This window comes from Arthrobacter sp. PGP41, assembly GCF_002953935.1.
GTDB lineage: Bacteria > Actinomycetota > Actinomycetes > Actinomycetales > Micrococcaceae > Arthrobacter.
Window position 1 is genome coordinate 4,163,827 of the sequence record NZ_CP026514.1, and the last position, 22,996, is coordinate 4,186,822.

The 22,996-nt window shown below is 67.4% G+C and carries 23 protein-coding genes; 3 read left to right on the forward strand and 20 right to left on the reverse strand.

All coding sequences use genetic code 11. The features are described 5' to 3' along the window. Nucleotides 1–203 precede the first annotated feature (203 nt). On the reverse strand, nt 204–620 hold the full coding sequence (locus tag C3B78_RS19785; RefSeq protein WP_199775433.1) for a hypothetical protein: 417 nt from the start codon (nt 618–620) through the stop codon (nt 204–206). Here C3B78_RS19785 and C3B78_RS19095 point away from each other — a divergent pair. Then, complete coding sequence (locus C3B78_RS19095) at nt 502–1,341, forward strand: ACT domain-containing protein (protein ID WP_104999461.1); 840 nt, start codon at nt 502–504, stop codon at nt 1,339–1,341. The two genes, C3B78_RS19785 and C3B78_RS19095, sit on opposite strands and share 119 nt — an antisense overlap. A 57-nt stretch (nt 1,342–1,398) precedes the next feature. On the opposite strand, the gene C3B78_RS19100 is transcribed toward C3B78_RS19095, so the two are convergent. The 6 genes from C3B78_RS19100 to C3B78_RS19125 all read right to left on the reverse strand — a co-directional run bounded on the left by C3B78_RS19100 (nt 1,399) and on the right by C3B78_RS19125 (nt 7,173). Next, the gene (locus C3B78_RS19100) at nt 1,399–2,319 is read right to left on the reverse strand and encodes a diacylglycerol/lipid kinase family protein (protein ID WP_104999462.1); all 921 of its coding nucleotides are present in this window, start codon (nt 2,317–2,319) and stop codon (nt 1,399–1,401) included. Nucleotides 2,320–2,412: 93 nt separating this feature from the next. Further along, entirely contained in the window at nt 2,413–3,786 is a 1,374-nt protein-coding gene (locus C3B78_RS19105) for an NAD(P)(+) transhydrogenase (Re/Si-specific) subunit beta (RefSeq protein WP_104999463.1), read from the reverse strand. Continuing rightward, the gene (locus tag C3B78_RS19110) at nt 3,783–4,103 is read right to left on the reverse strand and encodes an NAD(P) transhydrogenase subunit alpha (protein ID WP_104999464.1); all 321 of its coding nucleotides are present in this window, start codon (nt 4,101–4,103) and stop codon (nt 3,783–3,785) included. The genes C3B78_RS19105 and C3B78_RS19110 overlap by 4 nt, the downstream gene beginning before the upstream one ends. Next, on the reverse strand, nt 4,103–5,272 hold the full coding sequence (locus C3B78_RS19115) for a Re/Si-specific NAD(P)(+) transhydrogenase subunit alpha (protein ID WP_104999465.1): 1,170 nt from the start codon (nt 5,270–5,272) through the stop codon (nt 4,103–4,105). The genes C3B78_RS19110 and C3B78_RS19115 overlap by 1 nt, the downstream gene beginning before the upstream one ends. 172 nt (nt 5,273–5,444) lie before the next feature. Further along, nucleotides 5,445–6,215 (reverse strand): IclR family transcriptional regulator domain-containing protein, encoded by a 771-nt coding sequence (locus C3B78_RS19120; RefSeq protein WP_104999466.1) that lies wholly within the window; start codon nt 6,213–6,215, stop codon nt 5,445–5,447. A 121-nt stretch (nt 6,216–6,336) separates the two neighbouring features. Next, nucleotides 6,337–7,173, reverse strand: coding sequence for a shikimate dehydrogenase family protein (locus C3B78_RS19125; protein WP_104999467.1), 837 nt, complete (start codon nt 7,171–7,173; stop codon nt 6,337–6,339). Nucleotides 7,174–7,334: 161 nt separating this feature from the next. Between C3B78_RS19125 and C3B78_RS19130 the strand changes: the two genes are divergently transcribed. Beyond that, the gene (locus C3B78_RS19130) at nt 7,335–8,672 is read left to right on the forward strand and encodes an MFS transporter (protein ID WP_104999468.1); all 1,338 of its coding nucleotides are present in this window, start codon (nt 7,335–7,337) and stop codon (nt 8,670–8,672) included. 91 nt (nt 8,673–8,763) lie between these two features. Here C3B78_RS19130 and C3B78_RS19135 read toward each other — a convergent pair whose 3' ends face one another. The 12 genes from C3B78_RS19135 to C3B78_RS19190 form a co-directional block, all read right to left on the reverse strand. Continuing rightward, the gene (locus C3B78_RS19135) at nt 8,764–9,576 is read right to left on the reverse strand and encodes an IclR family transcriptional regulator domain-containing protein (protein WP_104999469.1); all 813 of its coding nucleotides are present in this window, start codon (nt 9,574–9,576) and stop codon (nt 8,764–8,766) included. A 24-nt stretch (nt 9,577–9,600) separates the two neighbouring features. Next, complete coding sequence (locus tag C3B78_RS19140; RefSeq protein WP_104999470.1) at nt 9,601–10,275, reverse strand: 3-oxoacid CoA-transferase subunit B; 675 nt, start codon at nt 10,273–10,275, stop codon at nt 9,601–9,603. A gap of 1 nt (nt 10,276) precedes the next feature. Next, nucleotides 10,277–10,972, reverse strand: a complete 696-nt coding sequence (locus tag C3B78_RS19145; RefSeq protein ID WP_104999471.1) for a 3-oxoacid CoA-transferase subunit A — start codon at nt 10,970–10,972, stop codon at nt 10,277–10,279. Next, nucleotides 10,972–12,186 (reverse strand): thiolase family protein, encoded by a 1,215-nt coding sequence (locus tag C3B78_RS19150; protein ID WP_104999472.1) that lies wholly within the window; start codon nt 12,184–12,186, stop codon nt 10,972–10,974. Before C3B78_RS19150 ends, C3B78_RS19145 begins: the two co-directional genes overlap by 1 nt. Nucleotides 12,187–12,273: 87 nt before the next feature. Next, on the reverse strand, nt 12,274–12,738 hold the full coding sequence (gene pcaC / locus C3B78_RS19155) for a 4-carboxymuconolactone decarboxylase (RefSeq protein ID WP_104999473.1): 465 nt from the start codon (nt 12,736–12,738) through the stop codon (nt 12,274–12,276). Then, nucleotides 12,735–13,553 (reverse strand): alpha/beta fold hydrolase, encoded by an 819-nt coding sequence (locus C3B78_RS19160; RefSeq protein WP_104999474.1) that lies wholly within the window; start codon nt 13,551–13,553, stop codon nt 12,735–12,737. Before C3B78_RS19160 ends, pcaC begins: the two co-directional genes overlap by 4 nt. Next, entirely contained in the window at nt 13,546–14,988 is a 1,443-nt protein-coding gene (locus C3B78_RS19165) for a lyase family protein (protein WP_104999475.1), read from the reverse strand. The genes C3B78_RS19160 and C3B78_RS19165 overlap by 8 nt, the downstream gene beginning before the upstream one ends. Next, nucleotides 14,985–15,551: a protocatechuate 3,4-dioxygenase subunit alpha gene (gene pcaG / locus C3B78_RS19170; protein ID WP_104999476.1), complete on the reverse strand. Its 567-nt coding sequence runs from the start codon at nt 15,549–15,551 to the stop codon at nt 14,985–14,987. Before pcaG ends, C3B78_RS19165 begins: the two co-directional genes overlap by 4 nt. A 4-nt stretch (nt 15,552–15,555) precedes the next feature. Next, nucleotides 15,556–16,443 carry a protocatechuate 3,4-dioxygenase subunit beta gene (gene pcaH / locus C3B78_RS19175; protein ID WP_104999477.1) on the reverse strand — a complete coding sequence of 296 codons (888 nt, stop codon included), beginning with the start codon at nt 16,441–16,443 and terminating at the stop codon, nt 15,556–15,558. 51 nt (nt 16,444–16,494) lie between these two features. Continuing rightward, the gene (locus tag C3B78_RS19180; RefSeq protein WP_104999478.1) at nt 16,495–18,363 is read right to left on the reverse strand and encodes a bifunctional sugar phosphate isomerase/epimerase/4-hydroxyphenylpyruvate dioxygenase family protein; all 1,869 of its coding nucleotides are present in this window, start codon (nt 18,361–18,363) and stop codon (nt 16,495–16,497) included. Further along, entirely contained in the window at nt 18,363–19,244 is an 882-nt protein-coding gene (locus tag C3B78_RS19185; protein ID WP_104999479.1) for a shikimate dehydrogenase, read from the reverse strand. The genes C3B78_RS19180 and C3B78_RS19185 overlap by 1 nt, the downstream gene beginning before the upstream one ends. A 168-nt stretch (nt 19,245–19,412) precedes the next feature. Beyond that, the gene (locus C3B78_RS19190) at nt 19,413–20,240 is read right to left on the reverse strand and encodes an IclR family transcriptional regulator (RefSeq protein ID WP_199775296.1); all 828 of its coding nucleotides are present in this window, start codon (nt 20,238–20,240) and stop codon (nt 19,413–19,415) included. A 229-nt stretch (nt 20,241–20,469) separates the two neighbouring features. On the opposite strand from C3B78_RS19190, the gene C3B78_RS19195 reads away from it, so the two are divergent. Beyond that, nucleotides 20,470–21,789: an MFS transporter gene (locus C3B78_RS19195; RefSeq protein WP_104999480.1), complete on the forward strand. Its 1,320-nt coding sequence runs from the start codon at nt 20,470–20,472 to the stop codon at nt 21,787–21,789. Nucleotides 21,790–21,889: 100 nt separating this feature from the next. On the opposite strand, the gene C3B78_RS19200 is transcribed toward C3B78_RS19195, so the two are convergent. After that, the gene (locus tag C3B78_RS19200) at nt 21,890–22,966 is read right to left on the reverse strand and encodes an ATP-dependent DNA ligase (RefSeq protein ID WP_104999900.1); all 1,077 of its coding nucleotides are present in this window, start codon (nt 22,964–22,966) and stop codon (nt 21,890–21,892) included. Between the last annotated feature and the right edge of the window lie 30 nt (nt 22,967–22,996).

The following is a 22,996-nucleotide window of genomic DNA, read 5'->3' on the forward strand; positions in this document are numbered from 1 at the left end:
AGCCGGCGGAACCGTTGACGCGGCGGCGCAGCTCGCCGAAGGCACAAAGTCCAACTACTACCGGACCCGCGCGGCCCTGGTGGAGGCGGTGCTGAACCGCATGGAGCAGCTCCACGGCCAGCTGCTCCAGGGCCTCGCTCCGTCGAGCCCGCCGGAAAACGTTGCGGAGCTTGCCGACCAGCTGGCCAGGCTGGTGCTGTCCCTCACCGGCCGCCCGGGCCCGGGACGTGGCGGACTACGGCGACGGCTTGATGCTCCACCTGCTCACGGTCCGGCGGGACGGGCAGCCAGCTGCTGCAGCCATCGCCGCAGCAGTCCGGCGGCTGCTTGCGCCCTGAGCGCGCCTTCCGCTGGCGCGTGTCCAGCCGGCCCGGCAGCACCAGGAAGAAGAGCGGAACGAAGGCACCCACGACGTCCTCCAGGATCCTACGCCCGGCACGCGTCGCGAGATCGGAACAGCCGGGCAATACCCCCGAAACAGCGCCGCGCCATCCTTGGACCATGAAGCCCAGCGCAAGGACCACTCCCGAGGCTGAACTGAGTTGCGAGGTCTGCGGCCTGATGCCGGAACCGACCCGGACGCGGCTGACCCTGGCCAACGTGGCGGTGATGCTTCCCATTGAGCTCCTGGTCCACGCGCTGGTGGTGGGCACCGAACTTTCCTACCTGGCCAAGGTCATGGTGTTGACTGTCACTGCCACTGTCCTTGTCATCTGGGTGGCGGAGCCCTCCGCGGCCCGGGTGCTCCGTAGCTGGCTGCATGCTCCGGCCCTGCGGCACCGGCGGCGGCTGGCTGTGGCGCCGGCGCTGTGGCGGGCGCGCACCGTCCTCCGGGATGAGCCGGGAGCGCTGCAGAAGGTGACCAAGGCCCTGGCCCGCCTGGACACGAACATCCTGAGCATCCACGTGCATCCGGTGGCCGGCGGAGTGCTGGACGAGTTTGTGCTGTCCACGCCCGGTGATGTGGATGAACACCAGCTGCTCGAGGCGCTGCAGCAGGCCGGCGGCACCCGGTCCCGCGCCTGGCCCACAACAGCCCTGGCCATGGCGGACGGGCAGACGAAGGCGCTCAGCCTCGCGGCACGGATCGCGGACGCGCCGGATGAGCTGCCGCTTGCCGTGGCGGAGCTGTTGCGGGCACGGATCCTTTCTCCGGCGGAGGCGCGCCTGGAAAGGCACGACGCCGGCACGCGGATCAAAATTCCCACGGCCTGGCACGGTCCCATCACCTTTGCGCGGCCCGGGGAGCCGTTCACCCCGGCGGAATCGGCCCGCGCCCACAGGCTGGCGGAGCTGGCCGAAATCCTGGCCCACCGTCCGGCCCCGGGTCTCCCCAACTAGGTAGCGCTAAGTGTCGTTATAGGGCCCCAAAACGACACTTGGCGCTACCTAGTTGGGCTACATCCGAATGATCAGGGCGGACGGGTCCATGGTCATCAGGACGTGCTTGCCCTGCCCTTCGTGGTCGCCGTCCAGCTGGTAGTCGTCGTTGTGCTCCAGGGTGATCTCCACGGTCTTGCCCTGGTAGTACTCCACCGCGGTGTCCTTGCCCCGGCCCTTGCCGATCATCCCCGCAACCACGGACAGCCATCCCAGCTTTCCGTGGTGCGGGGCCAGCACGGCCACATCGAGCAGGCCGTCGTCCATCTTGGCCTCGGGAAAGATCTCCAGGCCGCCCTGGACCTTGCCGCAGTTGCCCACCATGACGCTACGGACGCCGCGGTGCACGGCAGTCTTGCCGTCAATCACAATGGTGGCCTTCACCGGTTTGCCCGGGAGGTTGCGGATGCCGGCGTCCACGTAGGCCAGCCAGCCCACCTTGTCCTTCAGCTCCTCGTTGGTGTCGGCCATGATGGTGGCGTCGTATCCCACCCCGGCCATGACCAGGAACAGCTGCTCCTTGTCCGGGTCGCTGCGGCGGGCCCGGACGACGTCGATCTTCCGTTCGGTTCCGATCAGGGCGCCGGCCATGGCGCCGTCGTAGTCGGTGACGTCCATGCCAAGGTTGCGGGCCAGGAGGTTTCCCGTGCCGAGCGGGAGCAGGCCCATCGGGACGTCGCCACCGGAGAGGACCTCGGCAACGCACCGCACGGTCCCGTCGCCGCCGGCCGCGATGACTATGTCCGCACCCTGGGCGAGTGCTTCCTTGGCCTGGCCGACGCCGGGATCCTCCTTGGTGGTTTCGAACCAAAGCGGCTCGCCCCAGCCGTTTTCCACACAGTGCTTGGCCACCAGGCCGCGCACGTCGATGTCCACGGGCTTGGCTGGATTGACGATGATTGCGGCGCGCTGGAGTGAAGTGGAGCTGTTGGCAGTCATGGCGTCCTTCGGTGGCGAATGGAAAGGCTACTTCTGGAAGAAGACTAGCCTGCCCCGCGAAGGGTTCGAAGCAGGCAGGCGGCAGGCCGGAAGCTACAGCGCCTTGACCGCCCCGAGCACCTGCGCCAGTGAGTCCTTTGCGTCGCCGAACAGCAGGGACGTCTGGGGCTCGTAGAGCAGGTCATTCTCGATCCCGGCGAAACCCGGCCGCATGGACCGCTTGAGGAAAATCACCTGCCGGGCGTCGGCCACTTCCAGGATGGGCATGCCGTAAATGGGCGAGCCCTGTGACGTCTTGGCCGCAGGGTTCACCACGTCGTTTGCACCCACCACCAGGGCAACATCCGCGGTTTTGAACTGCGGGTTGATCTCGCCCATTTCCTTCAGCGACTCGTACGGCACGTTCGCCTCGGCCAGGAGCACGTTCATATGACCGGGCATCCGGCCCGCCACGGGGTGGATGGCGAAATCCACCTCGATGCCCCGCCCCTCAAGGGCCAGCGCCAGTTCGGCAGCCGTGTGCTGGCCCTGCGCAACCGCCAGGCCATAGCCCGGAACAATGATCACACGCTGCGCGTAGCCCAGGAGCACCGCCACGTCCTCCGCGCTGGAGGACCGCACGGGACGCTCGCTCACGGCGGTGGATCCCGCCGTCGAACCTCCCCGGAAGGCGCCGAACAGGATACCGGCCACGCTCCGGCCCATGGCAGCCGCCATGGCCCGGGTAAGGATGGTACCGGAGGCGCCCACCAGCGTGCCGGCAACCACCAGGAGCACGTTCCCCAGCACCACGCCGGAGGCGGCGACGGCCAGGCCGGTGAACGCGTTGAGCAGCGAGATGACGATCGGGACGTCGGCCCCGCCCACGGGCAGCACCAGCAGGATGCCGGCGGCCAGGCCCAGGACCAGCAGCAGCGACGCGAGCGGCAGGGAACCGGTGAAAACGACGGCGGCGGCGGCCGCAACGGCGGCAAGCAGCACCGCGGCCATCACCACAGGCAGCCCGGGGAACACCACCGGCCGCGTTGTCATGAGTTCCTGCAGCTTCGCGAACGTGACCCCCGAGCCTGCGAAGGACACAGCGCCCACCAGGAGCGTGAAGACAATCGCCAGCCGCATCCAGGGGTCGCCGGCATGGCTGAGTTCAAGGAGCGCCACCAGCGCCGCCGCCCCGCCGCCCACGCCGTTGAACAGCGCCACGAGCTGCGGCATCTGGGTCATTTTGACCCGCCGCGCCACAGGGGCCGCAACCGCCGACCCCACGGCTATGGCCGCCAGGATCCAGGGAATGTTTTCCAGCCGTGCGGACAGGAACACGGTGACGACGGCGATCAGCGCTCCCAGAGCGCCAACCAGATTGCCCCGTCGGGCCGTCCGCGGGGAGCTGAGCCCGCGCAGCGCCAGGATAAAGAAGACGGCGGCAATGAGGTACAGGAGCGAGGTCCATACGGGATCGAGGAAGCTCATCTGCCGTCCGCCTTCCCCGTTGCCTCTTTCGTGCTGACCTGTTTCTTTGCATGGAACATGTGCAGCATCCGGTCGGTCACCACGAAGCCGCCGACGAGGTTGGCGGTGGCAAGGACGACGGCGAGGAGGGCCACTGCGAGCACCCACGGGTCCGCTGCCTGGCCGGCCACAATGATGGCGCCCACCAGGATGATCCCGTGGATGGCGTTGGCGCCGGACATCAGGGGCGTGTGCAGGGTGCTGGAGACCTTCGAAACCACCTCGAAGCCCACGAACACCGCCAGCACCGTGATGGTCAGCAGGCTGATCCCGTCCATCAGAGCACCCCTTCCCGCCGGCTGCCGGCCCGCTCCGCCAGCAGTTCCGCCGTCGGCCGGTGCCGCACTTCGCCGTCATGCGTCAGGCAGGCGCCCGCCAGCACCTCGTCCCCGAAGTCGGGGATCAGGGCGCCGTCCCGGACCATGAGCGCAAGCAGGTTGGCAACGTTCTTGGCGTAGAGGCGGGAAGCGTCCGAGGCCATGGCCGAGGGGGCATCCTTCAGTCCCACCAGCGTGACGAAGCCGGAACCGTCCGCCGTAGGCACCGAGACGTCCTGGCCGGGAACCACGGCTTCCACGTTGCCGCCGGACTCTGCGGCGAGGTCGACGACGACGGAACCGGCCCGCATGCCCTGTACCATCTCGGTGGTGACCAGGAGGGGTGCGCGCCTGCCGGGGACGGCCGCCGTCGTAATCAGCACGTCCGCCTGGGCCACGTGCGGAGCGAGCAGCTGGCGCTGCCGGGTGCCGGCGTCGGAACTGAGCTGGCGCGCGTAGCCGCCCGCAGCCTCGGCCGCTTCAACGTCCAGCCGGACGAAGGTGCCGCCCATGGATGCCACCTCGTCCGCGGAGGCCGGGCGGATGTCGTTGGCGAAGACGCGCGCACCCAGGCGTTTTGCGGTGCCGATGGCCTGGAGGCCGGCCACGCCCGCGCCGAGCACCAGGACACGGGCGGGCGGAACGGTCCCTGCGGCGGTCATGTACAGCGGAAAAAACCTGGGCAGCCGGATGGCCGCTTCCAGGACGCACCGGTAGCCGGCCACCAGCGCCTGGGAGCTGAGGGCGTCCATGGATTGGGCCCGGGAGATGCGGGGCACCAATTCCAGGGCAAAGGCGGTCACCCCGGCGTCGGCGAGCGCTTCAACCGTTGGGAGTTCGGACGACGGTGATGCGAGGCCTACCGTGACGGCTCCCCTTTTCAGGGAGCGGGCGGTTTCCGGGTCCAGGGGCCGGACGTGGGCCAGGACGTCCAGTTGAGCCAGGTCGAGTTCACGGACGAGGCGCACGCCGGCCTGGGTGTATGCCAGGTCGGGATACCCTGCCGCCGCACCGGCATCTTCCTCCAGGAGTACCTCGACGCCGAGCGCCGCCAGTTGCTTCACCGTTTCCGGTGTGGCTGCCACACGCCGTTCACCCTCCCGGCGTTCCCGCGGTATGCCTATTTTCACCCGCCGACTCCCCTCGCTGCAGTAGCTCGCGGCAGGGCCTCACGGTGGCGCCCGACCGGCTGACCGGCGGGAACGTCGCGGAGCGGCTCTGCTGCACGTAGTTGGCTAGAGTCTATGGCCCGCACCGCTGCCGCGGGAGTGGGGCGGCGTGCTTGGGTGGCAAACAGTTACCTTAAGCCCGGTGCCCGCCGAAATCGATGGCGATCGACTTTGCCGTTTCCTGCAGCTGGGGGATTACGGTCTCTTCGAGGACTTCGGCGGAAGCCCTGTGGGTCTGCAGCGATACGTTCGCGGCCGCGACGAGGTCCTTTCCCCGCCACACCGGCACGGCGACGCCGCGCAGGCCCTCCTCGAGTTCTTCCGACACCATCGACCAGCCCTTTTTCCGGGCCGATTCCACTTCGGCGCGGAGCTCCTCAGGGCTTCCCACCGTCCGCCCGGTAAAACGCTGCAACTGGACCTGCTGCAGGTAGGAGTCCAGTTCGGGTTCCGGCAACCCCCCAAGGAGCACGCGGCCCATGGACGTTGCCCACGCCGGAAACCTCGTGCCGACGGTGATCGAGACGCTGAGCAGCCGAGGGGACGGGACACATACGACGTAGACCACGTCAGCACCCTCAAGGATGCACAGGGCTGTTGTTTCGTTGAGGTTCGCGGCCAGGGCTTTGAGGTGGGGTTCTGCGATCCTGGGCAGGTCGAGTCCCGCCAGGAAAGACCTGCCGATGTTCAGGGAGCGGGCGGTCAACTCGAAATGGGGGCCTTCCGCACGGATGTAACCGAGGTCGGCAAGCGTCAGGAGGAAACGTCGTGCAGACGCACGGGTCATATCCGTCCGGGCCGCTACCTGGGAAACCGTCAACCGTGGAGCCTCCGGGGTGAAGGCCAGCAGTACGTCGAAAGCCTTCTCAACCGACTTTACAAAGTAGGCCGCCTGCTCCTCCATGAACAGTGGTGTTCCTCTCCGGACGCTCTGGGCTGGCCCACATGGGCGCGCCGGGTGCCAGCGCCTTTTCGATCATATAGTGACCGGCCCCAGGGGACAGTCCGGCGATCGCATTCACATGTCAGTGACTTGCCTTCAGGAGCTTGAGCTCTTCCTGCAACAGGTCTGGGGCCTGTGCCTGCAGCCCCAGGATGGACACCATGGCGACGGCCTGCTCACGAAGATGGTCCCAGCCGTCGATGCACGAAGCCCCGAGCTCTTCAGCCCGGACAATGCTGGCGGTGGCATGGCTCGCGTACACAAAGTCGTAAACCAGGGCGTCCCGGGCCAGCGGCCCGTTACCCCAGACCGCTTCGTCGGCGGGGCTCTTTCCGATGGGAGTCGCATTGACAACCAAAGTGGCCCCGGCAGCCAGGTCCTGTGCTTCCTGCCAGGCCACACTCTCGGCGGCGATACCGAGGCCCCGGGCAAGGCCCAGCAGGTCTGCGGCGGCACGGGCGTCCCTGTCCGCGATAGTGACCCGGCCCACCTGCCCCTTGAGGGCGATCAGGGCCGCCCTGGCCGCACCGCCCGCCCCCATCATCAGGGCATGGCGCTGGTATCCATCGCCGAGCAGCGCGCCCGCGGCGATAATGTCCGTGTTATGACCGGACAGCGTGCTGCCCTGCCTGACCAGCAGGTTGCAGGCTCCGCCCAGCCGGACCGCTTCTGTTGCCGTGTCGGCCGCGCGGGCCGCCCACTGCTTGTGGGGCATGGTCACGTTGGCCGCGACCACGTCCGGCATGAGGAGCCGGGCGCGGACGGCAGCCATGTCCGCATCCTGCCCCACGTCCCAAGCGTCATAGGTCCAGGGGCTGCCGAGCTGGTCCAGCACAGGATTCCAGAGTGCAGGGGACATCGCCTCAGAGGCCGCGGAGCCGATCAGGAACAGGCGGGAAGCTGCTGCAGGGTCTGCCATATTCTGCCTTTCGGAAAGGACGGACAGCTCTCGCTGAGTGCCTTGGGGAAACGGCGTTGTGATACGCCTCACCACCTAGTATGCTCGTTCTAAACGCATTTCGCACACTTGTTCGCTATGCGTACATCAACCCACCGCCTTCAGCGTGGAAGGAACTGAAAATGACGAACATCGCAGCGGGGACAGAGGCCGCGACGGCTGCCCAGGCGGAACGCCAGCTCAAGCGCGCCAAGAAAGCCGCCTTGGCCGCCTTCCTCGGAGGCGCACTTGAGTACTACGACTTCTTTATCTACGCGACCGCAGCGTCGCTGATCTTCTCCAAGATCTTCTTTCCCGCAGGCGATCCCACCGTCGCATTGATCGCCTCCTTCGCCACCTTCGGCGTCGCCTACGTCGCCCGGCCCTTCGGTGCTGTCGTGTTCGGCCACCTGGGCGACAAAATCGGCCGCAAGAACACACTGGTCCTGACCCTCGTCCTCATGGGCGCTGCCACGTTCCTCATTGGGATCCTGCCGGACTTCAATAGCGCCGGCTACTGGGCGCCTGCCCTCCTGGTACTGCTCCGGCTGATGCAGGGCCTCTCCGCAGGAGCGGAAACCGCCGGCGCATCTGCCCTTTCCACCGAGGAAGCTCCCGAAGGCCGTCGCGGATTCTTCGCCAGCTTCGCTATGAGCGGCATCTCCGCCGGTATCGTCCTGGCGTCACTGGCCTTCCTTCCCGTGGCCGCCATGAGCGAGGCCGACCGGCTGGCGTGGGGCTGGCGAATCCCCTTCTGGGGATCCATCCTGGTGCTGATCGTTGCCTACCTGGTGCGGCGGTCGTTGGAGGAGCCGGAAGTCTTCGAAGAAAAGCACGACCACGGGGAACTGGTGAAGCTCCCCTTCGCGAAGATGTTCAAGACCCATCCGGCCCAGTTCTTCCAGGTGGCCCTGATGTCCTTCGAAACCGTCACGAACACCTTCATGCAGTCCTTCGGCCTTGCCTACGCTGTCACCGTGGGAGTTCCGGCTTCAACCATGCTCTGGGTCAGCATCCTCGGAAACGTCCTGGCTATCGGCACGCAGCCGCTCATGGCCCATTTCTCGGACCGGTTCGGCCGGCGTCCGGTGTTCATCACCGGCGTGCTCGGATCCGGAGCCATGATCTTCGTGTACTTCTCGGTGATCTCCACTGGAAACATCCCCATGATCTTCCTGACCAGCACGCTGATCACCGCCGGCACCTACGCCATGTCCAACGCGATCTACCCTGCGTGGTTCTCCGAGCTGTTCAACGTGAAGGTCCGATACTCCGGCATGGCCATCGGCCTGCAGATCGGCATCCTCTGCGCCGGCTTCACCCCGCTCCTGGGCACGGCCCTGGTGGGAGCAGACAAAGCCAACTGGGGACCGGCCGCATGGATCGTCGCAGGCTCATCCGTACTGGCCGTCGCCGGCGCCCTCTGGGCGCGCGAAACCAGCAAGACCCCCCTTCGCCAGCTCGGCAACGCGGTCAACTGAAGCTGGCCGGACCACAGCGGACAGCAAGGGGCCGACGGCGGGAAGCACCCGCCGTCGGCCCCTTCCAGTTTGAGGACACGGATGGGGCTGGTCAGCCCCGGGCCGTTAGGTCGGCCGAGATCAGCTTTGCGGTGGCGACGATTTCCTGGGCAACCGATGAAAGGTAGGCGTCAGGGTCCGGCTTGGCAGCCACGGACTGGGCCTGCAGGGACACGTTCACTGCCGCCACCACCTTTGGCCCGTCGTACACGGGGGCGGCCACGGACATCAGGCCAAGTTCGAGTTCCTGGTCCAGCAAGCACCAGCCTTGGGCTCGGACGGTGTCCAGGACTGCCAGAAGTTCCTTGACGCTCCCCAATGCGCGTGGGGTCAGCGGCTTGATGTCGGCGGCAGCAAGGTACGCCTTGAGGTCAGCAGGAGGCAGCCCGGCCAGCAGCACCCTCCCCATGGAGGTGGCATAGGCGGGGAAACGGGTGCCCACGGTAATGCCTATGGTCATGATGCGGCGGGTGGTCACGCGGGCGACGTACGCGATGTCGGTGCCGTCAAGCACAGCGGCGGAGGTGGACTCCCCCAGCTTCAGCGACAGTTCCTCAAGGTGCGGCTGGGCCAGCTGCGGCAGCGACAGCCCGGACAGGTATGCGTACCCGAGCTGGAGCACCTTGGCCGTGAGCGCGAAGGTCTTGCCGTCGGTCCTGACATAGCCCAGCTCCACCAGGGTGTGCAGGAACCGCCGCGCAGTGGCTCGGGTGAGGCCGGTGCGGGCAGCAACCGCGGTGAGGGTCATGACCGGATGCTCTGTATCAAACGCGCGGATCACCGCGAGCCCGCGGGCCAAGGACTGGACATATTGGTCACTGGCCTGCGGGGCGGGCTGGTTTTCTGTACTGACGGCGTCGGTCATGATTACCAATCCTAGGGCCGCCTGCTATGGCGCGGCTGCCGCCTCGAGCGGGACCGGTACGAGTTCCTGGAGCTCTTCGAGGGTGCAGCCGAAGGTTTCCCGGACGGTGACCCCGTCGGGGCCGGTGAGGAAGACGGCCTTGTCTGTGTAGACGCGGGTGACGCAGCCGACGCCGGTGAGCGGGTATGTGCAGGACTCCACGATCTTGGAGGCGCCCTCGCGGGTGAGCAGGGTCATCATGACGAACACGTCTTTGGCGCCGGTGGCGAGGTCCATGGCACCGCCGACGGCGGGGATCGCCCCGGGTGCCCCGGTGTGCCAGTTCGCCAGGTCACCGGAGGCGGACACCTGGAAAGCGCCCAGGACGCAGATGTCCAGGTGCCCGCCGCGCATGATCGCGAACGAGTCCGCGTGGTGGAAGTACGAGGCGCCCGGGAGTTCGGTGACCGGGATCTTGCCGGCGTTGATGAGGTCCTCGTCGATCTCGTCGCCCTTGGCTTCCGGCCCCATGCCGAGCATCCCGTTCTCCGTGTGGAGCGTGATGTTCTGTTCCTCGGTGAGGTAGTTCGACACCAGGGTGGGCTGGCCGATGCCCAGGTTCACGAACGATCCCGGGGCGATGTCCCTGGCCACCAGGCGGGCGAGGTCGTCCCGGCCCAGGGGTGTGACGGAGGTCTGGAGGGTTGTTGCGGTGCTCATCTCAAGCGACCTTTCCTGCAGGGGAAGCGGTACTGGCCGCGGGCACGCGGACCACAGTGTTGACGTAAATGCCTGGGGTCACCACGTTTTCCGGGTCCAGTCCCCCGACGGGGACGATCTCGGAAACCTGGACGATGGTGTGCCTGGCCGCGGCGGCCATGATCGGGCCGAAGTTCCGGGCCGTCTTGCGGTACACAAGGTTGCCCTTGCCGTCGGCCTTCAGCGCCTTGATCAGGGCGACGTCGGCGTGGATAGGTGTTTCGAAGACCTGGCCGCGGCCGTCGATGATGCGGGTTTCCTTGCCCTCGGCCAGCATGGTGCCGTACCCGGTGGGGGTGAAGAACCCGCCGATCCCGGCCCCGGCGGCACGGATCCGCTCGGCCAGGTTTCCCTGCGGCACGAGTTCGAGTTCGATCTCGCCGGCCTTGTACTTGGCGTCAAAGTGCCAGGAATCGGACTGCCGCGGGAAGGAACAGATCATCTTCCGCACCCGGCCCTCCTTGATCAGCAGCGCCAGGCCCTGATCGCCCTGGCCCGCGTTGTTGTTCACCACGGTCAGGTCCGTGGCGCCGCAGTCCAGCAGCGCGTCAATGAGTTCGAACGGCTGCCCGGCATTGCCGAACCCGCCAATCATCACGGTGGAACCGTCCTTAACACCGGACACGGCCTCCCGGACAGAATCTACGAAGTTCAGCATTACTGGTCCTTTCCAGTGTTGGTTCCGGCGGCGGTCACGTTTTCGAGGACCACGGCCAGGCCCTGGCCCACACCGATGCAGATCGCGGCCACGCCCCAGCGTTCACCGGAGGCCTGCAGGCTCCGGGCGAGGGTGCCCAGGATGCGGGTTCCGGACGCACCCAGCGGGTGGCCCATCGCGATCGCGCCGCCGTGCCGGTTCACAATTTCGTGGTCGATCCCCCAGGCGTTGATGCACGCCAGGGACTGCGCGGCGAACGCTTCGTTAAGTTCGACGGCGCCCACCTGGTCCCAGCCGATCCCCGCCTTCGCGAGGGCCTTGTTCGCCGCCTCCACCGGGGCGTACCCGAAGTACTGGGGATCGTTCGCGTGCGCGCCGCGGCCGGCGATCCGGGCCAAAGGGTCCAGCCCCAGCAGCCCGGCGGCAGCCTCGCTCCCCACCCAGGCCGCGGAGGCGCCGTCGGACAACGGCGAAGCATTCCCCGCAGTGACCGTGCCGTCCTCGGTCCGGAACACCGTCTTCAAACCGGCCAGCTTCTCCGCCGAGGAACCGGGGCGGATGCCCTCATCACGCACCAGGTCCGTGCCCGGCACCGGCGCCACCAGGTTGTCATAGAACCCCTCGTCCCACGCAGCGGCGGAAAGGTTATGCGAGGCAGCGGCGAACTCGTCCTGCGCCTCCCGGGTCACCCCGTACTTCTCGCGCAGCCGCTCAGTGGCCTCGCCCAGGGATATGGTCCACTCCTTCGGCATGGCCTTGTTCACCAGCCGCCAGCCCAGGGTGGTGGAGGCCAGGGTCATGTCACCGGCCGGGTAAGGCTTCGCCGTCTTGGGCAGCACCCACGGCGCCCGGGACATCGACTCCGCCCCGCCCACCAGCACCAGGTCGGCGTCGCCGGCGTTGACCTGGCGGGAGGCGATGATCGCAGCATCCAGCGAGGACCCGCAGAGCCGGTTCACCGTGGTGCCCGGGATCGATACCGGAAGGCCGGCGAGCAGGGTGCCCATCCGGGCGATATTCCGGTTTTCCTCACCCGCGCCGTTCGCGTTGCCGAACACCACCTCGTCAATCCGCCCAGGATCGAGGTCGGGGGCCCGCTTCACGGATTCCTTAATGACGTGCGCGGCGAGGTCATCCGGGCGGACGGCGGCAAGGCCGGACCCGAATTTGCCGAACGGGGTGCGCACGGCGTCGTACACAAAAGCCTGGTTCATAACTCGTTCCTCTGGTTTGCGTCTGGGTTTCCCAACTAGGTAGCGCTAAGTGTCGTTTTCGGGGGTCAAAACGACACTTAGCGCTACCTAGTTGGGCTGGGGTTCGTCGGTGTGGGTGTTGTCCAGTGCAGTGTTGTCCATTGCATGGAAGACCTCTTGGGCTGTCTTAAAGGCCGTGTTCGCCGAGGGGACGCCGCAGTAGATGGCCGTCTGCAGCAGGATTTCCTTGATCTCGTCCCGGCTCAGGCCGTTCCGGACCGCGGCACGGATGTGCATGGCCAGCTCTTCCCAGTGCCCGTGCGCCACCATCGCGGTGATGGTGACGGCGGAGCGCATCTGGCGGGAAAGGCCGGGCCGGGTCCAGATGCCGCCCCACGCGATCCGCGTGATCATGTCCTGGAAGTCCTCGGTGAACTCGTCCTTGTTGGCGTTGGCCCGGTCCACGTGCGCGTCGCCCAGGACTTCGCGGCGGACAATCATGCCGCCGTCGTAAATGTCCTGGCTGGTGGCATCGGGCTGGACCACGCCGTGGCTCGGGTCATTCGTGCTCATGAGTCTGTTCCCTTCGATTCGGCCCAGGTGATGAGGCTGCGCATCAGGTCTGCCACGTGGGCAGGCGCCTCGGCGGGGGCCAGGTGCGCCACGCCCTCGAGCGTGACGGCGGTTGCGGTGCCGCCGCCGGCTGTGATGCCTGCGGCCACTTCCTCCGCGAACGACGGCGGGGCCACCCCGTCCAGCGCGCCGGCTATGACCTGGGTTGGCACCCGGATGCTGCCCAGTTCGTCACGCACGTCAAAAGCCGCGAGCGCCTCGCAGCAGAATGCATAGCTGAAGCGGTCGGCGTCGCGCAGGGCGTGCAGGAGCCGGCTGCTGAGTTCAGGCTCGCGCTCCATAAAGCCCGGCGCGAACCAGCGCTCGGCCGAGCCCTGGATCATCACCGGCGTGCCCTGGCTGCGGACGGTTTCGGCGCGCTCAAGCCACCCCTCCGGCGTGCCCAGCTTCGCGCCGCTGCACTGCACTGACAGGCTCTTGAGGCGTTCCCCGTGCTTGATGCCCAGCTGGAGGCCGGTGGCGCCGCCCAGGGAGACGCCGGCGTAGTGAAAAGACGCGCCGGGGGCGATGGAATCGGCGAGGTCCACCACGGCGTCAGCCAGTGCGCCGACGTCGAACGATTCGGAGGCCGCAGGTGAGACGCCGTGGCCGGGCAGGTCCCAGGCCACCACGTCGTAGTCGTGGCCGAGCAGGGACGCAGCGCGGTTCCACAGGATGGTGGAGGTGCCCAGGGACGGCCCCACCACCAGCAGCGGGTGCTCGCCGAGGGGGCGTTGAGGCGACAGCAGTGCTGCCTTCAGTGCTGGCTTAGCCACGGGAAGATCCATTCTGTTCGGTGTCTGCAGGTGGATTGGCGGCGAAGTCCGGATACGCGGCCAGGATCCGCCGGGAAATTTCCGGGGCCTCGCCGAGGTAGCCGGCGGGGTTGAGGAGTTCCTCCAGCCGGAGGTCGCTCAGGACCCCGGCAGGGACCGCCTCGCGGAGCAGCTTGCGGTACGTGGCGGCCTGCTCCGCAGGCGGGGCCTGGAGTGTCTGGTCCACCACGGCCTGGAGCTGCTGCTTTCCGCTCATCCCGCCCTTGTCCGGAAGCAGCGGGGCGACAGCTGCACCCACGCCTTCAGCTAAAAGCAGCGGACCGGCGAGATCCAGATTCCGGCGCATGGCGTCCGGGAAAACCTGAAGGCCCTCCGCCAGTTCGCGGACATGCCCGGCCGCCCCGAGGGCCAGCGCCAGGAGCTGCCGAAGCGCGGGCCACTCGGCGTGCCACGCGGCGTCCGGGCGTTCGTCGTTGAAGTTGGCGGCGGCCAGGTGCAGCTGGGCGGCCAGGGCCGGGGCCTGCAGCGCGGCGCTGCGGACCAGCACGGACAACACGGGGTTCTGCTTCTGCGGCATGGCGGATGAAACCCCGCGCCCGGCGGCCCGCGGCTCAGCCAGCTCGCCGACCTCGGGCCGGCTCAGGAACAGGACGTCCGCGGCGATTTTGCCGAAGGCATCCAGTACCGAGGCGAGCGCATGCCCCAGCGACGTCACGGCCAGCCGGTTGGTGTGCCACGGCGCGGGGGCCGCGGCAAGGCCCAGCTGGGAGGCCAGGGCATCGGCGAGCCCGAAGGGGGTGGCAGCTGAACCGCGGGTCAGTACAGTGGCAGCCGCGAGGGTGCCCGCCGCGCCGCCGAACTGGACCGGAAACTCTTGGTCCTCCAGCTGCCGGCCCGCCGCGGCCAAGCCCTGGAACCACTGCGCAGCCCGCAGGCCGAACGTGAAGGGGAGGGAATGCTGCGTCAGGCTCCTGCCCACGCACAGCGTGTCCGCGTGCTGTTCCGCCAGGGCCGCGAGCGCCGCCGTGGTGCGTTTCAGGTCGCCCAGCAGCGCCTCCACGGTGTTGCGGGTCACCAGCATCAGCGCGCTATCCAGGACGTCCTGGCTGGTCAGCGACGTGTGCACCGCTTTCCCCGCCCCCACCTGCGAGGTGTCCAGCGCTGCCACGTGCCGGCGGAGGTCCGCCAGCAGCGGGATCACCGGGTTGCCGCCGCCCTGGGCACGGCGTGCGATGTCGGCGGGGTCATAGCGGCCGGCCTCGGCAGCGGATGCGACGACGGCGGCGGAGCCGGCAGGTGCCAGGCCCGCCCTTTCCAGCACCGCGGCCCAGCCGGACTCGACGGCGAGGATCGCCGCCAGCACGGCGTCGTCACCCGTGAGCGCCGCCACGAGGGGCGACGCCGAGACGGGGCTGAGCAGGCCGGCGTCGTTCACTGGAAGTCCAGGAAGACGGTCTCGCCCTCACCCTGCAGGCGGATGTCAAAGGTCAGGCCGCCGTCGGCGTCGCGGCGGGCGATGAGTGTCTTGCGGCGCTCCGGCTCCAGGGAGCTCAGGAGCGGATCGTTGGCGAGAGCCTCGGTGTCTTCCGGCAGGTAGATGCGGGTGAACAGCCGGTTGGTCAGGCCCCGGGCGAAGATGGCAACCGATATGAAGGCCGCAGCACCGGGCCTGGTGGGCCCGGGGTTCACCGTGGTGAAGGTGAAGACGCCGGAGTTCCCCACGGCGCCGCGGCCCCATCCGGTGAAGGTGTAGCCGTCGCGGACCAGGGAGCCCGTGCGCTGGACCACGTTGCCCTGGGCGTCCGGCTGCCAGATTTCCAGGATGGCGTCGGGGATGGTGTGTCCTGCGCCGTCATACACCGTGCCCTGCAGGCGGATGGAGCCCGGTGAACCCGGGGCCACGAGCTCGTTGTCCTTCTCGAAGGGCAGCGCATAGCCGTAAAACGGGCCAACGGTCTGGCCGGGGGTGGGAACAAGCTGGGTGCTCTGGTTGCTCATGTTCCTATTCCCCTGCCTCTTCGTTGCTGTCGCCTGCCGTACCGAACGCCTCGTTTTCGGTCCAGGTCCGCTTGGGCCCGGTGAGGACGATGTCCCAGTTGTAGCCCAGGGCCCACTCGGGTTCGGTGAGGCTGTGGTCGTAGCTGGCCACGAGCCGGTCGCGGGCGTCCTGGTCCACGATGGTCTGGTAGATCGGGTCCAGCGGGAAGAGCTGGTCCCCCGGGAAGTACATCTGGGTGATGATGCGCTGGGTGAACTCGGTGCCGAACAGGGAGAAGTGGATGTGCGCCGGGCGCCAGGCGTTCAGGTGGTTCTTCCACGGGTAGGCTCCGGGCTTGATGGTGGTGAACCGGTAGGAGCCGTCCGGGCCGGTGATGCAGCGGCCAATGCCCGTGAAGTTGGGGTCGATCGGGGCCGGGTGCTGGTCGCGCTTGTGGATGTAGCGGCCGGACGCGTTGGCCTGCCAGATCTCCACCAGCTGCCCGGCCACCGGGCGGCCGTCGCCGTCCAGGACCCGGCCGGCCACAATGATCCGCTCGCCCTGGGGTTCGCCGTTGTGCTGGATGGTCAGGTCCGACTCCAGCGCGTGCACGTCCTGGTGCCCGAACGCCGGGGAGTACAGCTCGATGGTCTCCGGGTCCGCGTGGTGCAGGCTCTTGGTGGGGTGCCGCAGGATGCTGGAGCGGTAAGGCGGGTAGTCCAGCCGGGGCTGGGTTTCCGCCGGGGCGCCGTCCTTCAGTGCACGGGCGTAGGCATCGGCCAGGCCGTTGATCTCCGCGCTGAGGTCAGCCTGGGTTTCAATGGAGCGGTCCAGCGGCACATGCGCGGCCTTTGGCTCGGCGGGCGGGACAGACTCGTCCGTTTCACGCGGAGTGGCGGCTTCTTCCGGCACGGCTGGCTCCTTTCTGGTTTTCGTTTGGATCGGTCGGTTACGTGGTGCTGGTCAGATGCGGTGCAGCGAGTCGTACTGCACGGCGTGGCGGACGGGGGCATTGGGCGCCCCGTAACCGTCGTAGTTGCCGCGGCGTTCCACCATTTCGAAGAACACGCTGCCAATGGTGGCGGTGTAGAAATGGAGGAATTCGCCGTCGGCGTCGCGGTCATACAGGAGGTTCAGTTCCTGCAGTGTGGCAAGGAACGCGGGGTCGAGGTCGAACCGGGCATCCAGGTCCTCGTAGTAGTTGGCCGGGATCTGCAGGAACTCCAGTCCCCGGCCGCGGGCTGCCCGGGCCGCGGACACGAGGTCCTCCACCGCGAAGGCGATGTGCTCCTGGTAGGTCTTGTGCCCGGAGGCCTGTTGCGCCGGGGCGAGATTGAGCACCAGCCGCACGGCGCCGTCGGACGTCTGCATGACCTGCGAGCGGACCAGCCCGCTGGGGCTGGGCACCTCGGCGAACGGCTGCGGCTCCAGGGCCAGGGCGCTGGTGTAGAAGAGGACAGCTTCGTCGAAGTGCTGCCACGGCTGGGCCAGGTTCACGTGGTCAATGACCGCGTTCTGCGGCTGCCGCGGGTGTTCCAGCCCCTCGCCAAACTCACGCGTCCAGGCCGCCGTACCGTCGGGACTACCTTGGCACAGGAAGATTTCCGTGGAGTCCGGTGCGCAGATGCCCTGGAACACCTCCTCGTCCGCCTGGACCTTCCGGGCCACCACGGGCGCCTTCAACTGCTGCGCGCGGGCCGAGGCAATCACGGGGGAATCGACGTCGAACCCCAGCGCAGCGATGGCAGGTTCCGCGTGCGACGCCGCCTGCTCGTTGATGATCACGCGGGCCTGGCCCATGGTCCACAGCTGGACGTCCTTGGTGCGGTGCCGGCCCTCGAACCCGAAGCCGAGCTGGCTGAGGAGCTTCTCGAGCTGCGCGGTGTCTTCGGCCTTGACCTCGGCGAAGTTGAAGCCGGCGGGCTCGTTCACCTTGGGCAGGGTGGCGAGTTCCATGGGATAACGACGGCGGGACGCGGCAACAGTGCCCCCTTCGGCTTCCGGCGCGGTGCTTGCGAGCCACTTGGCGCTCTGCTCCTCCAGCCAGATCAGTGAGCGCATGGCGTCCACGGCGGTGCGTTCGACGTCGGACTGGCGGAAGACGTCGTTGAAGACTTCCAGTGACACGGGCCCCGTGTAGCCGGCGCGGACCACGTGGCCCATGAACTTGGCGAGCTCGAACTGGCCCTCGCCGGGGAACACGCGGTAGTGGCGGCTCCAGGACAGGACGTCCATGGAGAGCTTGGGGGCGTCGGCCACCTGGACGAAGAAGATCTTCTCCGCGTTGATCGTCTCGATCGGGGCGGTGTCCCAGTCGCGCGAGAGGATGTGGAAGGAGTCCAGGCAGGTACCGAAGTTGGGGTGGTCCACCATCTCCGCCAGGCGGTAGGCGTGCTCGTAGTCGTTGACGTGCTTGCCCCAGGCCAGGGCCTCGTAGGCGACCCTGATGCCGTGGTCCCCTGCCAGCTCCGCGAGTTCGGAGAGCTGGGAGGCGCGGAGTTCGTCGTCGTCGATGGTGGCCGTGGCCACGTTCGAGCAGACCAGGATGGTGTCCATGCCCAGCCGGGACATCAGCGTGAACTTCGCTTCAGCCCGCCGAAGGTTGGCCTTCAGCAGGTCCGGCGTGACGCCTTCGAAATCCCGGAACGGCTGGTAGAGGTCCAGCCCGAGGCCGAGGTCGGCGGCCATCCTGCGGACGTCCTCGGGGCTCAGCGGCGAGGTGACCAGGTCCTGTTCGAAAATCTCGATGCCGTCGAAGCCCGCGATGGCGCAAGCCTGCATTTTTTCCTTCAGTGTGCCGGAGAGGCAGACCGTGGCGATTCCGGTGCGCATCAGGCGGCCACCTCCTCGGCGGCCACGAGCTCCAGGAAGTGCGAGCGCATACGGTCCGGGTCCGGCTCCAGGCCGGTGAAGATGCGGAACGCGTCGGCGGCCTGGCCCACGGCCATCCGGCCGCCGTCCAGGACCTCGCAGCCTTTGGCGCGGGCGCCCCGGACGAGTTCGGTGTCGATGGGGCGGTAGACAATGTCCGCCACCCAGTGCCGGGACTCCAAAAGGTCCAGGTCCAGTGGAACGCCGGGGTGGGCGGCCATGCCCACGGGGGTGCAGTGCACCAGGCCGTCGGCCAGGGGCATCAGCTGCGGCAGCTCCGTCGTCGTCCGTGCAATCACGGTACTGTCCGGGAAAAAGCCGGCCAGCTCGGCCGCACGGGCGGCGCCGCGCGCGGCGTCCATGTCCACGAGGTCCAGGTAGCGGACCCCGGCGGTGAGGAGGGCGTAGGCGACGGCGGAACCTGCCCCGCCGGCGCCCAACTGGACTACGCGGTCCAGCTTTGCGGCGGGGAGGCCTGAAGCCAGCGCGGCGGCAAAGCCGGAAAAGTCGGTGTTGTGGCCAACGAACCGGCCGTCCTCGATCACCACGGTGTTGACGGCCCCCAGCCGTCGGGCATCCGGAGAAATTTCATCCAGGTGCCGGAGGACCAGCTGCTTGCACGGGTGGGTGATGTTCAGGCCATTGAAGCCGAGGTTCCGGGCACTCTTGAGGAGCTCTCCCACGGATTCCCCGGAAAGGCCCAGTTCCAGGAGGTCGATGGGCCGGTAAAGGTAGCGCAGTCCCAGCACATCACCCTCGCGTTCATGCATGGGCGGGGTGAGTGACGGCATCACGCCGTCGCCGACCAGTCCCACGAGGTAGGACTCAGTTCGATTACTCATCCGTGCAGCTCCTTTGATACGGCACCGGGCGGCCGGCGTTTGCCGTTGGGCGTGCGCTGCCAGCAGGTGACTGGAATAACGATATAACAAATGTTCACTTCTCGCACTTTTGTTCTAGATACGAACAAAGGGGTCCTGAATTTGCGTAATTCGGGCGATTGGGCACGCTCACCGCTGCGGAAGACGTGCAGCCAGTTCCGCCGCGGCCTCCTGCAGCAGCGGAACGTGCGCCACCAAGCCTTCAAGGCTCAGGCGGAAAACAGGAACGGCCGTAGCCAGCGAGGCGAACGCGTGACCCTGGGAATTGAGCAAAGGGACCGCGACGGCGCGCATCCCGGCCTCGTTCTCCTCATCCATCACCGCATACCCCTCGGCCCGGACCTTCCCGATTTCGGCGCGGAAGGCGTCGCGGTCGGTGATGGACTTTTCCGTTAGCCCCTCCAGCGGAAGCTCCGCCAACAGCTTTTCCCGCTCGGAATCCTCGGCGAAGGCCACCAGGGCCTTTCCGACGGCGGTGGTGGAGAGGGAGCCCAGGTGTCCGGGGTCGCTGGTCACCCGGAACATCTGCGGGCCGTCCACCTTGTTCACCGTCAGGTGGTGGTGGCCGTCCCGGACGCTCAGGATGGTTGCCTCGCCCGTCTGCTCGGTCACCCGGCGCAAAACCGGCATGGCCGTTCCTGCGAAGCCGTGGTGGTTGGAGACCCGCTGGCCCAGCTGGAAGATCCGCAGGCCCAGGTGGTACCGGCGCCCGTCCGGTTCATAATCAACGAAACCGTCCCGCGTCAGCGAGCCCAGCAGGCGGTAGGTGGTGCTGAAGGGCAGGTCCGCACGGCGGGAGATTTCCGCGGCACTCGCACCGAGCGGCTCATCGCCCAGGAGGACCAGGAGGCCGAGGGCCTTGCCCACCATGTCGGTACGGTCCGGTTTGGCCGCCTTGGCGTCCGCTTTGATCTCGGCAGCTACGTCATCGTCCGCTGTGGTTTGATTCACACTCATACCTCGATGTTGCCACATAGTGAGAGCTATTTCTAGATGGTGATTATTTTCTTGACAAGTGACTCCACTCACAGCCATCATTGCTGTATCGCACAAGTAGCTCCCACCATGTGGCTACTGTTCGGGTTTTCCAAACTTTCCAGCCGTGCCAGCCAAGCCCCTACCCCAGGCCGTGCCGGCTGCGAGCCCTGATCCATCCGCGACAAAGTCGTCACATCTAAGGAACTCCATGAGCCAGTTACTTCCGTCCACTGAGCCAGGCACCGCTGCCCCGGCCGGGACGCCGAAGAAGGCAGCCCTCGCCAGCTTCCTGGGCAGCGCCGTCGAATACTACGACTTCTTCATCTTCGGTTCCGCCGCAGCGCTGATCTTCCCCACGGTCTTCTTCCCCAATGCTGACGCGAACGCGGCCATCATGTCCTTCGCCACCTTCGGTTTCGCCTATGTGGCGCGGCCGGTTGGCGCCGTCATCCTGGGCCACTTCGGTGACAGGGTGGGCCGCCGGAAGGTCCTGATGTTCACCCTCCTGCTGATGGGTGCCTCAACCTTCCTGATCGGCTGCCTCCCGGACTTCAACACCGTTGGCTGGTGGGCTCCCGCCCTGCTGGTCCTGGCCCGGCTTTGCCAGGGCCTTTCGGCTGCCGGCGAGCAGGCCGGCGCCTCCTCCATGACGCTGGAGCACGCCCCGGACAACCGCCGCTCCTTCTTCACCTCCTGGACCCTCACCGGTACCCAGGGCGGCCAGGTCCTCGCCGCCCTCGTCTTCATCCCGGTGCTCGCACTTCCAGACGAGATCAAGTACGGCATCGGCTGGCGCGTCCCCTTCTGGCTGAGCGCCGTCGTCGTGGTGGTTGCCTTCTTCATCCGCCGCACCCTGCACGAGCCGCCGGCCTTCGAGGAAGCCCAGAAGTCCGCGCAGATCTCCAAGCTCCCCGTCGCTGACCTCCTCAAGGGCCACTGGCGCGACGTCCTCCGCGTCATCTGCTGCGCTTTCATCGCTGCCGTCTCCACGGTGTTCGGCACCCTCGCCATCAGCTACGCCAAGACGGTTGCCGGCGTGGACGGCACCACCACGCTGTGGCTCGTGGTCGGCGCCAACCTGGTGGCACTGGGCACCCAGCCGCTCTTCGGCATGCTCGCTGACAAGATCGGCCGCAAGCCGGTGTTCATCTACGGTGCCGTGGCCAGTGCCGCGCTGACCCCCGTGTTCCTGCTCAGCCTGGAATCCGGCAGCGTGCCGCTCATGTTCCTGGCAGCAATCGGCTTCTTCTCCTGCGGCTACGCAGCCTCCAACGCCGTCTGGCCGTCCTTCTACGCCGAGATGTTCAGCACCAGGGTGCGCTTCTCCGGCCTGGCCATCGGCACCCAGCTGGGTTTCCTGATGGCAGGCTTCGCCCCGGCCATCGTCGCGGCCATGGGCGGCATCAAGCCCGGCGGGTGGGTCCAGATCAGCATCTTCACCGCCGTCATCTGCTCCATCGCTGCCATCTCCGCCCTCACGGCCAAGGAATCCTTCAGGACCCCCACCAAGCAGCTTGGCCTGAAGTAACGCACCAGCCCGGTTTTAGGACCGGACGGCCCGCCATTCCCCGGAATGGCGGGCCTTTACTGGGTAAAAATGGGCTGTTCCGGCAGCAACCCGGCAGCAACTACGGCCGTCCGGTCTCCAGCACCGACGCCAAGTCAAAGCTGACCGGCTCCTCCAGCTGCGCGTAGGTGCAGGATTCCGGGTCCCGGTCCGGCCGCCAGCGGTTGAACTGGGCCGTGTGGCGGAACCTGTCGCCCTCCATGTGGTCGTAGCGGACCTCCACCACCAGTTCCGGGCGCAGCGGCACGAAAGACAGGTCCTTGCCGGCGCTCCACCGGCTGCCTTCGGCGTTCCGCGGGGTCCGTTCGCCCTCCTCCTGCCTCGCCCACGCCCACGGGTGGTGGTCAAAATCGGTGACCAGTGGCTGGAGCTGTTCAAACAGTTCCTGCCGCCGCTTCATGGGGAAGGCGCCTATCACCCCCACACTGGCCAGGCCGCCGTCGTCCTTGTACAAGCCCAGCAGCAGGGATCCGATGGCGTCCGGCCCGCTCTTGTGCAGCCGGTAACCGGCCACCACGCAGTCGGCGGTGCGCTCGTGCTTGGTCTTGAACATCACCCGCTTGTCCGGCTCATACCTGCCGTCCAGGCGCTTGGCCACCACGCCGTCCAGCCCGGCACCCTCAAACTGCCGGAACCACTGCTCCGCCGTGTCCTTGCCCGTGGTGGCAGCGGTGAGGTGGACGGGTGCCTTGCTGGCGGCGAGCGCCTTCTCAAGCGCAGCCCGCCGTTCCGTGAATGGCCGGCCCGTGTAGTCGTCGTCGCCCAGGGCCAGCAGGTCGAAGGCCACGAAGGAGGCCGGCGTCTGCGCCGCAAGCAGCTTGACCCGGCTGGCGGCGGGGTGGATGCGCTGCTGGAGGGTGTCGAAATCCAGCCGGTCGCCGGAGGAACCGATCAGGATGATCTCGCCGTCCACCACGCAGCGTGGCGGCAGGTTCTCCTTCAGCGCCTCGACAAGTTCCGGGAAGTAGCGGGTCATGGGCTTTTCGTTGCGGCTGCCGATCTCCAGCTCATCGCCGTCGCGGAAGATGATGGACCGGAACCCGTCCCACTTGGGTTCATAACTGAGCTCCCCCTCCGGGATGCCGCTGACGGCCTTGGCGAGCATCGGCGGGACGGGCGGCATCACGGGGAGTTCCATGTGCCCCATCTTGCCGGGCGGCAGCCGCTT